Source organism: Mycobacterium sp. 852014-50255_SCH5639931, from assembly GCF_001665605.1.
GTDB classification, from domain to species: Bacteria; Actinomycetota; Actinomycetes; order Mycobacteriales; family Mycobacteriaceae; genus Mycobacterium; species Mycobacterium paraffinicum.
This window is the reverse complement of sequence record NZ_LZSV01000016.1, coordinates 173,124-185,536: the sequence shown is the minus strand read 5'-3', so window position 1 is coordinate 185,536 and position 12,413 is coordinate 173,124. Positions and strand designations below refer to the sequence as shown.

At 66.3% G+C, this 12,413-nt stretch carries 13 protein-coding genes; 5 read left to right on the top strand and 8 right to left on the bottom strand.

Features of this window, described 5'->3' with window-relative positions:
* Positions 1–44 precede the first annotated feature (44 nt).
* The gene (locus A5758_RS08675; RefSeq protein WP_067203939.1) at positions 45–407 is read left to right on the top strand and encodes a hypothetical protein; all 363 of its coding nucleotides are present in this window, start codon (positions 45–47) and stop codon (positions 405–407) included.
* Here A5758_RS08675 and A5758_RS08670 read toward each other — a convergent pair.
* The 6 genes from A5758_RS08670 to A5758_RS08645 are packed head-to-tail and all read right to left on the bottom strand — an operon-like array spanning position 404 to position 7,423.
* Positions 404–1,930, bottom strand: coding sequence for a class I adenylate-forming enzyme family protein (locus tag A5758_RS08670; protein ID WP_067738983.1), 1,527 nt, complete (start codon positions 1,928–1,930; stop codon positions 404–406). The two genes, A5758_RS08675 and A5758_RS08670, sit on opposite strands and share 4 nt — an antisense overlap.
* Positions 1,923–3,527, bottom strand: coding sequence for a class I adenylate-forming enzyme family protein (locus tag A5758_RS08665; protein WP_067738980.1), 1,605 nt, complete (start codon positions 3,525–3,527; stop codon positions 1,923–1,925). Before A5758_RS08665 ends, A5758_RS08670 begins: the two co-directional genes overlap by 8 nt.
* The gene (locus A5758_RS08660; RefSeq protein ID WP_067738977.1) at positions 3,517–4,998 is read right to left on the bottom strand and encodes a class I adenylate-forming enzyme family protein; all 1,482 of its coding nucleotides are present in this window, start codon (positions 4,996–4,998) and stop codon (positions 3,517–3,519) included. The genes A5758_RS08665 and A5758_RS08660 overlap by 11 nt, the downstream gene beginning before the upstream one ends.
* On the bottom strand, positions 4,998–5,792 hold the full coding sequence (locus tag A5758_RS08655; RefSeq protein WP_067738973.1) for an enoyl-CoA hydratase/isomerase family protein: 795 nt from the start codon (positions 5,790–5,792) through the stop codon (positions 4,998–5,000). Before A5758_RS08655 ends, A5758_RS08660 begins: the two co-directional genes overlap by 1 nt.
* Complete coding sequence (locus A5758_RS08650; protein WP_067738970.1) at positions 5,789–6,601, bottom strand: enoyl-CoA hydratase/isomerase family protein; 813 nt, start codon at positions 6,599–6,601, stop codon at positions 5,789–5,791. Before A5758_RS08650 ends, A5758_RS08655 begins: the two co-directional genes overlap by 4 nt.
* A gap of 9 nt (positions 6,602–6,610) precedes the next feature.
* The gene (locus tag A5758_RS08645; RefSeq protein ID WP_067738967.1) at positions 6,611–7,423 is read right to left on the bottom strand and encodes an enoyl-CoA hydratase/isomerase family protein; all 813 of its coding nucleotides are present in this window, start codon (positions 7,421–7,423) and stop codon (positions 6,611–6,613) included.
* A gap of 131 nt (positions 7,424–7,554) precedes the next feature.
* Between A5758_RS08645 and A5758_RS08640 the strand changes: the two genes are divergently transcribed.
* Both A5758_RS08640 and A5758_RS08635 read left to right on the top strand, forming a co-directional pair.
* Entirely contained in the window at positions 7,555–8,262 is a 708-nt protein-coding gene (locus A5758_RS08640) for a hypothetical protein (protein WP_067738964.1), read from the top strand.
* Positions 8,259–9,155 carry an enoyl-CoA hydratase/isomerase family protein gene (locus A5758_RS08635; protein ID WP_067738960.1) on the top strand — a complete coding sequence of 299 codons (897 nt, stop codon included), beginning with the start codon at positions 8,259–8,261 and terminating at the stop codon, positions 9,153–9,155. The genes A5758_RS08640 and A5758_RS08635 overlap by 4 nt, the downstream gene beginning before the upstream one ends.
* Positions 9,156–9,174: 19 nt before the next feature.
* Here A5758_RS08635 and A5758_RS08630 read toward each other — a convergent pair whose 3' ends face one another.
* Positions 9,175–9,987, bottom strand: coding sequence for a TetR/AcrR family transcriptional regulator (locus A5758_RS08630; RefSeq protein ID WP_067738957.1), 813 nt, complete (start codon positions 9,985–9,987; stop codon positions 9,175–9,177).
* Between the two features lie 221 nt (positions 9,988–10,208).
* Here A5758_RS08630 and A5758_RS08625 point away from each other — a divergent pair, with 221 nt between their 5' ends.
* Both A5758_RS08625 and A5758_RS08620 read left to right on the top strand, forming a co-directional pair.
* The gene (locus tag A5758_RS08625; protein ID WP_067738954.1) at positions 10,209–11,006 is read left to right on the top strand and encodes an SDR family NAD(P)-dependent oxidoreductase; all 798 of its coding nucleotides are present in this window, start codon (positions 10,209–10,211) and stop codon (positions 11,004–11,006) included.
* Positions 11,007–11,048: 42 nt separating this feature from the next.
* Positions 11,049–12,056 carry a dihydrodipicolinate synthase family protein gene (locus tag A5758_RS08620; RefSeq protein ID WP_067203959.1) on the top strand — a complete coding sequence of 336 codons (1,008 nt, stop codon included), beginning with the start codon at positions 11,049–11,051 and terminating at the stop codon, positions 12,054–12,056.
* Between the two features lie 84 nt (positions 12,057–12,140).
* Here the strand turns inward: A5758_RS08620 and A5758_RS08615 are convergent, their stop codons facing one another.
* Positions 12,141–12,377: a general stress protein CsbD gene (locus tag A5758_RS08615; protein WP_067203966.1), complete on the bottom strand. Its 237-nt coding sequence runs from the start codon at positions 12,375–12,377 to the stop codon at positions 12,141–12,143.
* Between the last annotated feature and the right edge of the window lie 36 nt (positions 12,378–12,413).

The following is a 12,413-nucleotide window of genomic DNA, read 5'->3' as shown; positions in this document are numbered from 1 at the left end:
GCCTACGCTGCGTTTGCGGGGGCGATTAGGCAAAGCGAGGAAACATGTCCCAAACGCTTCGCGCATCCGCCGTCTTCGTTGCAACGGTGACGGTTATCGCCCTGGCGGCGCCGGCGAACGCCGACCCGCTCGATCCGATCCCCGGCAACGGCGTTTTCGTCGTAGGGCCTGACATCGCACCCGGCCTTTACCACACGGGCGGCTCGGGGTCCGCCTTCGGAGTGTGGATAAACAACGTGCCGACCCAGGACTCCATGTGCTCATGGTTCACCTACAGCACACCCGACGCGAACAAGGACCACGTACTCCAGACGAATACCTCGATCGGTCCGATGTACGCGAATATCAACACGTCGGTCAAGGCCTTCGAGTCGCAGAATTGCCAACCCTGGACACGGGTTTCCTAAGGCGGATTCGCGTCGATCAACATCTCACGCAGCCGGCCGGTATCGACTTTGCCGGTGCCGCCGCGCGGGACGTCGTCCTCGGATTCCAAGAGTAGCCAGACCGTCGGTACCTTAAAGGCGCTCAGCAGCTTTCGCGCGGCCCGGGCAAGTCGATCGGCGGATGCCCCGCCGCCGCAGACCACGACCGCGCCCACCCGGTCGCCCACCGTTCCGGGCACGCTGGTAACAAAGGCCCCATGGACCCCGTCGATGGTGCGCAGCGCGCGTTCGACCTCGCTGGGGTAGACGGTGGCGCCGCTGACCTTGAACATATCGTCGGAACGTCCGCGGTAGAACAGGAATCCCTCTTCATCGAGGTGGCCCAGGTCGCCGGTGGGGTAGAAGCCGTCGGCGGTGAACAGTTCTTCTCGGCTGCGACCGCAGATGCCGCGCAGCGTGTGCGGTCCCCGAATCTGGATCATGCCCACGCCGCCGGTCGGCACGGGCTCGCCGCTGTCGGGATCCACGACGCGAACCTCCATGCCCGGGAACGGCTTTCCGCAACTGCCCCACGCCGTCTTGGGCATGTCGGTGTCGGCGGAATAGCCGCAGTACGGACCGAACGCCTCGGTCATGCCGAACAACGTGGCCCGAGCGCCGGGTTGGGCCCGCTGCTCGGGCGGGAGGAGGGCCTGCAGGCTTCCCGGCCGCAGGGGTGCCAGATCGGCGCCGACCGTGGCGGCGTGCCTGGCCAACGTCTCCGCTTGGTCCGGCCAGCCGCGAAACAGCGTCACCCGCTCGGCTTCCAGCAGGCGCAGCGTGGTCTCCGGCCGCGGGATCTCCTCCGTCACCAGGGTCGCGCCGACCAACAGCGTCGACAGGATTCCGCTGCCGAAGCCGCCCACCCAGAAGAACGGCATGGGTAGATACAGCCGGGTGTCGGCGGTGATGCAGCGCGCGGCCAGGCCCGACCGTACGGCCCCCAGCGCACTGCCGTGAGAATGCAGGACCCCCTTGGGGGCCCCACTGCTGCCGGAGGTGAACATGATGACCAACGGGTCGGCGGCCGTGACCGTCTCAGCCATGGCATCGACGATTCGGCGGACCGGCTCGCCGGCGGTGGCGTCGGCGAGCCGGTCGGTCGTCCAGACCTGACGCAAGGCAGGAAGTTCGGGCTGCAGGTCCTGAAGCTCATCGAGATAGCGATGACCGCGAAATTCGCCGACGCTGACCAGGAACTGCACGGCCGCGACACGCAACTGCGCGGCGAGCTCTACTGCCTGCAGCAGCGTGCTCAGCGGTACCAGCACGGCACCGATGCGGGTCAGCGCGACAGCGACCCGCACCCAGCGGGTGCTATTGGGCATGATCAGGCCCACCCGAGTGCCTTTGCCCACACCGGCTTCGACGAACACCGCGGCCAATTCGCCTGTGGTGAGGTCGAGTTCGCGATAACTGATCCGCGACGTAGGGTCGATGACCATCGGTGTGTCGCCGTCGTGGTGGGAGCGGAACCGTACCAGTCCGTCGATGGTGTCAGGCATCGAAGAGCTCTCTCAGTCCCCGTGTGTCGACCTTGCCGCTGGAGAGCAACGGCAGTTGGGAGCGCGACACGGCGAGAAGCCGCCGCGGGATCTTGTACGCCGACAATTCCGCCTTCAGGCCATCGCGCAGCGCCGCCTCGTTCAGTGCGGCGCCGTCCGGGACCACCACGGCCGCCGCGACCAGCTGTCCGCGTCGGGCATCGGGGACACCCACGACGTGGGCCGTCAACCCGCCGGTGACCCTGCCGATGGCCCGCTCCACCTCGTCCGCGGAGACGTTGGCGCCCGCCGTTTTAATCATCGTGCTGAGCCGGCCGAGGTAGTAGAAGAATCCGTCGGCGTCGGCGCGCACCAAATCGCCGGTATGGAACCAGCCGTCGGCGTCGAAGCACTCCTCGCGACTGCGTCGGTAGTAGCCCTGCATCACGTACGGTCCGCGGATGCACAGTTCACCGGCCTCGCCGACGCCGACCTGAAGGCCGGTTTCGGTGTCGATGATTCTGGTGTCGAAGCCGGGTGCCGGCTTGCCGAACGATCCGCGCCGGTTCTCGGGTTGATCGGTTTCGTCGTCGCTGATCAGCACGACGCTGCCGGCTTCGGTCATGCCCAGCATGTTGTGCCGTAGTTCCGGGTCGGCCGGTCGGACGTCGGGCGCCATGATGGGGTACAGGTTGCCTCGCCGCAGCGATGACAAATCCCGTCGCGGGAAGCTCGGATGATCGGCCAGGTGTGCGATGCCGGCGCTGAAACCATTGGTCATGCTGGGTCTTTCGGCTTCGAGCAAGTCGAGCGTCTCAGCGGGATCGGTGGCATTGGAGCACACCAGCGTCGACCCGGCGACCAGAGCGGCGAGTAACCCGAACGCGAAACCGCCGATCCAGAAGAAGGGCGAATTGCAGAACAGCTTGTCCTCGGACGTCAAACCGCGGATCCTGTTGAGATTCCGCTGGTGTCCGAGCAGCGCCGCGTGCGTGTGCACGACCCCCTTGGGGGCACTGGTGGAGCCCGACGTGTAGACGATGGCAAGGGGATCGCAACCGTGGACATCGTCTTGTGTCGCCGCGAGCAGCTCGGGGGCCACGGTGCCGGCCAGCCGGTAGAACCGTTCGATGTCGCGGACGCGGCGCGGCGCGCCCGGGCGGTAGCCGATGCCGACCTGCCGCAGTTGGGGCGCGGCGGGGGAGAACAAGCGACGGTCGGATTCGAACTCAGGGTCCGACAGCACCTGTTCGAGCCGTTGGACATAGTCGTGGGTACGGAAAGCCGCTGCAATCAGGAGGATTTCGACATCACTGTCGAGGAGCTGCTCGCGCATCTCGCGAACGGTGACGAACGTGGAGAAGGGCACCACCACGGCACCGATCCGCGCCGCCGCCAGCATTGCGACGACGAACTCGGGCCCGTTGGGGTAGAGCAGGCCCACATGCGAGCCCTTGCCGGCCCCGATGGCGAGCAGCCCGCGGGCGAGCTTTGCCGAGCGAACCTCGGCTTCCCGGTAACTGATGCGGTCACCGTCGCAGACGAGTAGCGGATGGTCACCACGCGAGCGGGCCTGGTGGGTCAGGACCTCGGCGACCGTCGTGGTGTCACCGCGCATGGTCGCTGTGGGCGGGTGCGCTGAAAAATCGCTGGACCGCACCCAGATCGGCTTTGCCCGACGTTGTCCGCGGAATGGCGTCGACGATCGCGATGTCGGTGGGAATCTCGTAGCGCGCCAGCCGCGTTCGCAGATAGTCCACCAGTGCGTCGCATTCGACGCAGGCGGGCTCGCGCAGTTCCACCATCGCGGCCGGCGTAGCGCCGAGGCGCTGGTCGGGCCGCCCGACGACCGCCGCTGCGGCCACCGCGGGATGGCTCTCCAGGGCGGTGCGCACGTCGTCGGGCATCACCTTGAACCCGCCGCGGATGATTGCCTGGTCGGCCCGGCCGACGATCCAGACGAAGCCGTCCGCGTCGATGCGCGCCATGTCCGTGGTCCGCATCCACTGAGCGGACGGCCCCAGTTGTCCCGGCTTGACTTCGAGCAGGCCGACCTGGTCAGAGTCGAGCGGCGTGCCGTCGTCGGCGACCACCCGGAGCTGCGCGCCGGGGTTGGCGCGGCCGACGCTACCCCGTTTGGTGGGCCAATATCGCTGGTAATCGGGCAGCGTCCAGCCGGCCACGCCGCCGCCGAACTCGGTTGCGGCGTAAGAGGTCAACACCGGGATGCCGTACTTGTCGGTGAAGGCATCGGCGTCGTCGGCCGTCAGCGGGGCCGTGCCGCAGGTGACGGCGCGGATGCTCTCCAGGTCGGCCCTCGGCACGTCGGAGTGCAACACCGTCCGCAGGGCCGCGGGTACCAGCGATACGGTGCGCGGCCGGTGCCTGCGCACGGCCTCTGCCCACGCAGTCAGCTCGAATCGCTCGAGCAGCGCGAATGGTCTCCCCTCGGCGATGCATTGCAGCACGCGGAAAACACCGCCGATGTGCACCAGCGGCGAGTTGACGATCGCGACGCTGCGCCGCAGCTCGGTGGGCGCCGGGGCGTGGCCGGCCTGAGCGCCCATCACGCTGCGGGCCAGCGTGTCGTAGCCGAGGTCGATTCGTTTGGGCGGACCCGTCGTGCCGCTGGTCAACATGCGCACCGCGACGCCGGGGCGCGGGTCGCTCTCGTTCGCCGGCGGAACCGTCACGCGGGCGGCCTGGGGATCGTCTAATCGGCCCGAGATCGCCACGGTGCTCGCGTCGGTCGTCGGGGGCACCAGTGTCGTCAGGTCGTCTTGTTCCCCGATGATCAGCGGCAGCCGCAGCCCGGCGATGTCGGCCCGTGTGCGCGCGTCCCCGCGGGACGGGTTGATGACGACGACGGTGCCGCCGCCGAGCAGCACCCCGAGAAAGGCCGCCACCTGACCCGGGCGGTTGCGCAGCAGCATCCCGACTTCGCCACCGACGGTGAGGGCGGCGATGCGCTGTGCCATGGTGCGAACCTCGGCCCACGAAATCCATTGGCCGTCAAACTCGATCGCGTGCGCATCCGGCTCCAGGTCGAGGACGTCGGCGATGCGCTGACTGAGCGGGTGCGAAGGCATCAGCGGATTTTCGGGGTGCGGACGGCGCCTTCGTCGCCGGAATTCCGCTGGGCGGCAAGTTCCGCCGCCCCGAGCGGGTTGCCCAATCGGGTATAGATCAGCCCCTGCTCCATGGCCGCGCGATACGGCTTGTCGAGCGACTCCCAAATCGCCTTCACCGTGCCCTGAGTCGCGGTCGGCGGCTTCGCGGCGATCGTCGCGGCAATCTCGTGCGCGCGGCCCCAGAGCTGCTCGGCGGGGGCGACTTCCGACACAAGTCCGATCCGTAGCGCGGTGCCGGCGCTGATCCGCTCGTCGTTGCCCATCAGCGCGATGCGTAGCGTCTCGCCGAGGCCGATGCGCCTCATCAGGCCGATCGGCTCCAGCGCGCAGACCAGGCCGGCGGAAACGTGCGAGTCGAAAAACGTGGCGTCCTGCGAGCAGATGACCACGTCGGATTCGTTGATAAAGTAGAACGCGCCCGCGGTGCACATGCCCTGAACTGCGCACACGACCGGCTTCCACATCTTCTGCCACTTGGGGCTGAGGGCCTCGCCGGGATCCTCGTGGTTCCAGATGTTTTCGGGCTGTCCGTAGGGGGTCTTGATGTCCAGCCCTGCGCTGAACGCCCGATCACCGGCGGCCCGCAGCACCACCGCGTTGACCGAGTCGTCGAGTTTGACCAGTTGCCAGGCGCGGGCCATCTCCTCACACATGGTGCGGTTGAACGCGTTCAGCTGCGCGGGCCGGTTCAGCGTGATGGTCGCGACGCGGTCGGTCTCGTCGACCTCGAGCAGGATGGTCTCGAACGTCATCGACACTGCCAATCGGGCTTGCGTTTCTCGACGAAGGCCTTGGGCCCTTCGGCCGCGTCCTCGGTGCGCAACACGCGCTCTCGGAACGTTTCGGCCATGATCTCGGCTTCGTGCAGCGGCACATTGAGACCCTTGAGGATGGCCAGGCGGGTTCCCCGAACCGCCAGCGGCGCATTGGAGTTGACGATGCCGGCGATCTCATGCGCCCGCTCCAGAAGCCGGTCGTGCTCGACGATTTCGCTGATCAGACCGAGTTCGTAGGCGCGTTGTGCGCTCATCCGCTCGTGCTTGCCCATCAACGCCATTCGCAAGGCAATGGAGCGGGGCAGCACGCGCGATACCCGCACCATCTCGCGTCCGGCCACCAACCCGATGCTCACGTGCGGATCGAAGAAAGTTGCTTGCTCCGAGGCGATCACGATGTCCGATGTGGTGACCCAGTCCATGCCGGCGCCGCAGCACAACCCGTTGACCGCGGCGAGCACCGGCTTGGCGGCCGTGCGGAATGGGGGAGTGCCCTCCTGCGGTGCCTCCCATTGGTCGTAGCTCGACAGGTACGGGCGCTCGTAGATCACCTTGCCGTCTTCGGGAATGGCCTTGACGTCGGCACCCGTGCAGAACGCGCGGCCGGTGCCGGTCACGATGGTCAACCAGACCTTGTCGTCGTTCTCGGCCTCGTCGTAGGCGGCCCGCAGCTCGGTGATCATGTGCGGGCTGAGGGCGTTGAGGGCGTCCGGACGGTTCAGCGTGATGGTGGCGGTATGCCCGTCGACGTCGTAGTTGATGGTGTCGAACGAGTCAGTAGGCATCCTGCTCCCTCATCGGCCCTGAAATTTCGGCGCCCGTCGCTGCCGGAAGGCTTCCAGGCCTTCCTTGAAATCCGCTGTCCGGCAGGATAGTTCGAGATTGAACAGCTCCTGGGTCATGGCTTGGCTCAGCGTGGCCTGCTGGCCGAAGCTCAGGGCCTGCTTGGTCAGCCCAATCGCCGCGGTCGGACCGCAAACCAGCCGCTCGAGCAATTCCTCGGCGGCACCATCGAGCTCGGCGGGGTCTACCGCTTGGTGGATCAATCCCCAGTCGGCCGCATCTTTCGCGGTGACCTTCTCGCCGAGCAGCAGCATTCGCCTGGCCCGCGCCAGGCCGACCAGGCGGGGCAGCAGCCAAGTGGCGCCCGAGTCGGGGCTGAAGCCCCGGTCCACGAAGGGCTCCCAGAACACCGCATCGGTGGCGGCGACGGTGAAGTCGGCTGCCAGCGCGAGATTGCAGCCGAACCCCGCGGCCCATCCTCGCACGCTACAGAGCACCGGCAGCTGGATGCTCGCCACCAGCTCGATCACGCGATGAGCGGCATGGGGGATCCGCCGCACGAGATCGCCGGCGCGGGGGCGCTCCCGGTCGTTGGCCGCGACCCAGTCCACCCCGGCGCAGAAGTCATCGCCGCCCCGGATGTGAACCGCGCGCAACGAATCGTCGGCGGCGGCATCGGTCAATGCCTCGACCATTGACCCAATCATTGCCCTGCTCAACGAGTTACGCCGGGATGGGCGATCCAGCGTCAGCCGCAACGCGGCGCCGTCCCGGCGCACTGTCACCGCACCGTCGGCACCGGCCCTGTCGGCCTCCTGACTCACCGTCGAATCCGGCCTTTCTGGCGATACGGTTACCCATACAGTAGGCAATACGATTGATACGCTGTATAAGTTAGCAGGGTACGCTGCCGCCGGAAACAGCCGGGCCGGAACCCGAGCGAAAAGAGACAAGCATGGCCGTGCAGGAGGGGCGAGCGGAGGGGCGGGCCGCACCAGAGTCGCCGGGAACCGGCGACGCCAAATTCGGCGAGCGGCCCCTCGCCCAGACCGTGGCCGCCGCCGGTGCCATGCGGCGCCTGAGTTCGCTGCTACTGTCACTCGAACATCCGCATCCGACGGTCGAAACCATGGTGGAGAAGTTCGCGCAGTGGGAGCGCGAGCTCGCGGCCGCAGCTCCGGTGGACAACGCACCCCGGATCGGCGACCTCCCCGACGACCCCCGGCGCGTCTATCTCAACCACGCGACAGACATTGGCGCCTACAACCCGTGCTTTCCGGAGTATCTGTTCGATCACCTCGATTCCGAGCAGGCGACCGGGCGGGTCAACTTCCCGCTGGTCTACGAGGGCCCGCCGGGATTGGTGCACGGCGGCTTTCTGGGCGTCTTCTTCGACTGCGTCATCCAACACCACAATTGCGTCGCAGGCCTTTCGGGCAAGACGCGTTCATTGGTGGTGACGTTCCGCCGTCCGACGCCCGCGTTGACCGAGCTGCGGTTCGACATCGCTCGCTCGCAGAACGAGCGCGGTGTCGCATCGACAGCGCGGCTGCTGCTCGGCGGCGAAGTGCTGTGCACCGGCGAGGTGAGCACGTTGGCGTCACGACCGGAAAAGCTGGCCGGGTTTCAATTCGGCAGGCGGCGAAAGGAGTCCGACACATGACTGCCCCGGGCGCCCAGGACGATCGTGTGCTGTTCGAGGTCGACCGCGACCGCCGCATCGCGACGATCACGCTGAACAATCCCGCGCAACACAACTCCTACGACGCCGCCATGCGCGAGGCCGTCGCCCGCTGTTTGGATCGGGTGGCCGGGGACGACGACCTCACGGTGGTGCTGTTGCGTGGAGCCGGTGGCGTCTTCTCCACCGGGGCCGACATGAACAACGCGTACGGCTGGTACGGCAAGCAGAGCCAGGCGGGCGACGACGCGTCGGGCAAGCGCCGACCCAGCCAGCGCCGGCGACTCGCCGTGGACCGCAAGTCTTTTGGCTTCTACCACAACTTCATGGGCTTTCCCAAGGTCACGGTGGGTGAGATCGCCGGGTATGCGCTCGGCGGCGGGTTCGAGATGGCACTGATGACCGACATCTCCGTGATAGCGCGTGACACCAAGATCGGCATGCCGGCGACCCGCTTCCTCGGCCCGGCGCTCGGCAGCTTGCACATGTTCTTCCACCGGCTGGGGCCGGTGCTGGCCCGGCGCCTACTGCTCACCGGCGACGTCATCGAGGCCGGCGAGCTCGAGCATCTCGGAATTTTCACCGACACATGCGATTCAGCCGCCGCCCCGGCGCGTGCGCGGTACTGGGCCGAGAAGGCGGCGAAGATGCCCGCCGACGGAGTGGTGATCGCCAAGGAAGCGTTCCGTCTCGTCGAACAGAGCCAGGCGTACCAGGGTGAGGAAGTCGCCAGCTACCTCTTCCACGCCTTCGGCACCAACCTGCAATTCGGGCCGGACGAGTTCAACTTCGTCAAGACCCGCGCACAGTACGGAACAAAGGAAGCGTTCCGGCTCCGCGATGAATACTTTGAGGTGCCGAAACCCGAAGTGTAATAACCCGATTCGTGGTTGGCTAGCGCGCTGCCGGGGCTTTGGTACGTGCCCGCGACCCAGGCGACTTGGCCGCCTTGCGTTGCCGTGACGGCGCCGGCTTGCCGGCTTTCGATCCCTTGCCCTCCTCGATCAACCGGCTGGCGTGATCGAGGATGCAACCGAGGCCATATTCGAAATTGGTTTCGTCGGGTGCGCCGATGCGGTGACCGATCCGGCTTACTTGCGCGAGGAGGGGGGTTTTCTCGGGATCGATGGCGACGGCGTCCTCGATGGCGCGCGCACCCTCGTCGGAGGATTGGTTCTTTTCGTACAACCGCTGCAGCACCACCGATCCGCGGACGTGCACCGAAACCGCCGAGTACGTATCGAAGGCATCCTCCGGCGTCAGGCCGGCCTCAACCAGATTGGCGATCGCCTTCTCCATCTCCTCCGCGCCCAACCGCGCCGCCTTCGGGCTGAGCGCGGCCCGAATCAGAATCAGGTCGCACAGAATTGGGTTGCCCATGAACGTCTTACGCATCAGGCGGGCGTGGTTGCGCAGCGTCTCGCGCCAGTCGCTGGCCTCGACGTAGGGGGTGGCGAACACATACTTGCTCAACGCGCGATCTGTCATCGCGTTGAGCAAGTCGTCCTTCTTGCGGAAGTACCAGTAGATGCTGGTCACCCCGACGCCGAGATGTTTGCCGAGCAGCGGCATGCTCAAGTTGTCGATCGATACTTGCTCGGCGAGTTCGAATGCGCCACTGATGATGTCATCGGGATTGATGGATCCGCGTTCGCGTCGTTGACGCTTATCGGCGGTAGCCTGCTTTGCCACTACGGGCACCTCCATCACGATGTATCCTGTGCATACGGTCGGAGAGCTGTGCGAGCTCACCTGCGCATACGCTGGCGTTTCGCCGCTCGACGATGACCGTCGACCCGGCTTTTCTGCGCTTTTCCATCTGCTACTGTAATACCTATCGTAGGCTTTTTGGTAACGAAGGCTGGACGGGCGAAGATGACCGGGCACAGGCCATTGATCGAGTCCCCCGCTGAGCCACGGGAATTGCCATGGATTTAGGTCTGGCGCATGCCGCAACGGTGGTGGTCGGCGGTAGCCGCGGGATGGGTTTGGCGGCGGCCCGATGCCTCGCTGACGAGGGCGCCCGGGTGGCAGTGGTCGGCCGCAGCCGTGACGCACTCGACTCCGCGGTCGCAGATCTGACCGCACGTGGAAGCGCGGATGCCCTTGGGCTCGTCGCGGACATCGGCGACGGGGGGCAGGTCGACGAAGCATTCGCCGACCTCGCGCGGCGATGGGACGGCGAGCTCAATGTGCTTGTCAACACGGTCGGGCCGGGCGCGGCGGGCACTTTCGACGATTTGACCGACGAGCAGTGGCGCCAAGCCGTCGAAGACGGCGTGATGGGAATGGTGCGCTGCGTCCGCGCGGCACTTCCGCTGCTACGCAAGGCGCAATGGGCGCGGATAGTCAACTTCTCGGCGCACTCAACCCAGCGGCAGAGCATCATGCTGCCCGCCTACACGGCGGCCAAGTCGATGCTGACAAGTGTCTCCAAGAATTTGTCGTTGCTGTTGGCCAAGGACGAAATCTTGGTCAACGTGGTGTCGCCCGGCACCATCGCGTCCGAGTCGCTGGTTGGTTGGGCGCAGTCAGTGGGCGTCGACGGCGAGGACCCCTACGCGCTAATGGACGCCATTGCCAAGCACTTTGGCCATCCGGCGCACATGCCCCGGGCGGGACTGCCGGAGGAGATCGGGCCGGTGGTCGCCTTCCTTGCGTCGCGGCGCAACTCGTACATGACCGGGGCGAACATCAACGTCGACGGTGGTTCGGACTTCACCTAACCGCCCGGAGGGAAAAGTTCGGCCGACGAGAAGGAGTCGATTGTGGCGACGGCAAGTGAGGCGCGCGCCTGGGCGCGCGGGGCGTTGCGGGGAATCGGCGACTCTCTGTATACCCCGTTCTGCGGCCCGGACGGTGACGACATCGACTGGGAGGCATACCGGACGCTGGTGCGGTATTGCGTCGGCGATCTCGGACACCCGATGTTGTGGTGCACCAGTGGCCTCGCCGAATTCTGGTCCCTGACTCTCGACGAGCGAAAACGCTTGCTGGAGGTGGCGATCGAAGAAGCCCGCGCCGTCAACCCCGATGTCGTAGTGCAAGCTTGCACGGCGGCCATGGCGGCGAAGGACTGTCTGGACTTGACGCTGCACGCCCAAGAGGCCGGCGCCGACATCGCCTACATCCAAACGCCGATGATGGAGGCGCACGGGGGCGAGGGTGTGCTGCGATTCTTCAAATACGTGGCTGCCCGCACCGACATCGCTCTGGGCATGTTCAACTCACCGTCGTCCGGTTACGTGCTGACCGCAGCCGAGAGCGCACGGATCTACGACGAGGTGCCCGCGGTGTGCGCCACGAAGGAGGGCGCCTTCCGGCCGGCGAACAGCCGGATGCTGCACCAAATGGCGCCCGGCCTGGTCCTGTGGGAATGCGACAAAACGGTCTATCGCGCGGGATGGCTGCGCGACGGGATCGTCTGTCCGGCGCAACTGGGCACCGCGGGCTACCTGTTCGAGACACCGCAGCGGCGATTGTTCTCCCATTACTGGGATTTGGTGCAAAGCGACAAGCTGATCGAAGCGATGGATTTCGGTCGTGAGTCGGGACTGGACCAGTTCGACCTCGACGTCGGATCCTGGTGGACCTGTTATCCGGGGCGGCCGGATTACTTCACTCATTGGAGTGGCGCGTTCAAGTACGCCGCCTCGCTACTGGGCTTGCCGATAGGCGAGTATCCGCATTCGCGGCCACCGCAAGCGGAGCTGCCTCCCGAGGCCAAGGCGCAGATCGAAGAGGCTTACCGCCGGCTCGGGCTGATCGGAACGTAGCCTCCACGAAATGCCTGCACCGCAAGATAACTCGTAGGCGACGGCCCGGCCACCGCGAAGGTGACCGGGCCGTCTATCACCCGATTACTGTTCGGCCTTCTGCCGCGCCTCTGCGGTCTTGGCCTTGCCCCGGGCCTTCTCGGCCGCGGCTTCCTTCTTCGCCGCGCTGCGCTGAGCGTCGGCCTTGTCCTGCTGGGCCTGGCCCTCGTTGACCAGATCGTTGCGGCCGATGATCGTTCCGATGATCTCCTTGGCCTTGCCGAAGATCGCCTCGACGATGCCCTGGACCGCCTCGATCGGGCCGCTCTTGATGTCCACCATGGCGTTTCCCCTCCCTGTTAGTGGGTATCTTTGTTC

Excerpts from the sequence above, each read along its gene's own strand:
- A5758_RS08675 (WP_067203939.1), top strand. The coding sequence starts at position 45 with ATGTCCCAAACGCTTCGCGCATCCGCCGTCTTCGTTGCAACGGTGACG.
- A5758_RS08670 (WP_067738983.1), bottom strand. The coding sequence starts at position 1,930 with ATGCCTGACACCATCGACGGACTGGTACGGTTCCGCTCCCACCACGAC.
- A5758_RS08665 (WP_067738980.1), bottom strand. The coding sequence starts at position 3,527 with ATGCGCGGTGACACCACGACGGTCGCCGAGGTCCTGACCCACCAGGCC.
- A5758_RS08660 (WP_067738977.1), bottom strand. The coding sequence starts at position 4,998 with ATGCCTTCGCACCCGCTCAGTCAGCGCATCGCCGACGTCCTCGACCTG.
- A5758_RS08655 (WP_067738973.1), bottom strand. The coding sequence starts at position 5,792 with ATGACGTTCGAGACCATCCTGCTCGAGGTCGACGAGACCGACCGCGTC.
- A5758_RS08650 (WP_067738970.1), bottom strand. The coding sequence starts at position 6,601 with ATGCCTACTGACTCGTTCGACACCATCAACTACGACGTCGACGGGCAT.
- A5758_RS08640 (WP_067738964.1), top strand. The coding sequence starts at position 7,555 with ATGGCCGTGCAGGAGGGGCGAGCGGAGGGGCGGGCCGCACCAGAGTCG.
- A5758_RS08635 (WP_067738960.1), top strand. The coding sequence starts at position 8,259 with ATGACTGCCCCGGGCGCCCAGGACGATCGTGTGCTGTTCGAGGTCGAC.
- A5758_RS08630 (WP_067738957.1), bottom strand. The coding sequence starts at position 9,987 with ATGGAGGTGCCCGTAGTGGCAAAGCAGGCTACCGCCGATAAGCGTCAA.
- A5758_RS08625 (WP_067738954.1), top strand. The coding sequence starts at position 10,209 with ATGGATTTAGGTCTGGCGCATGCCGCAACGGTGGTGGTCGGCGGTAGC.
- A5758_RS08615 (WP_067203966.1), bottom strand. The coding sequence starts at position 12,377 with ATGGTGGACATCAAGAGCGGCCCGATCGAGGCGGTCCAGGGCATCGTC.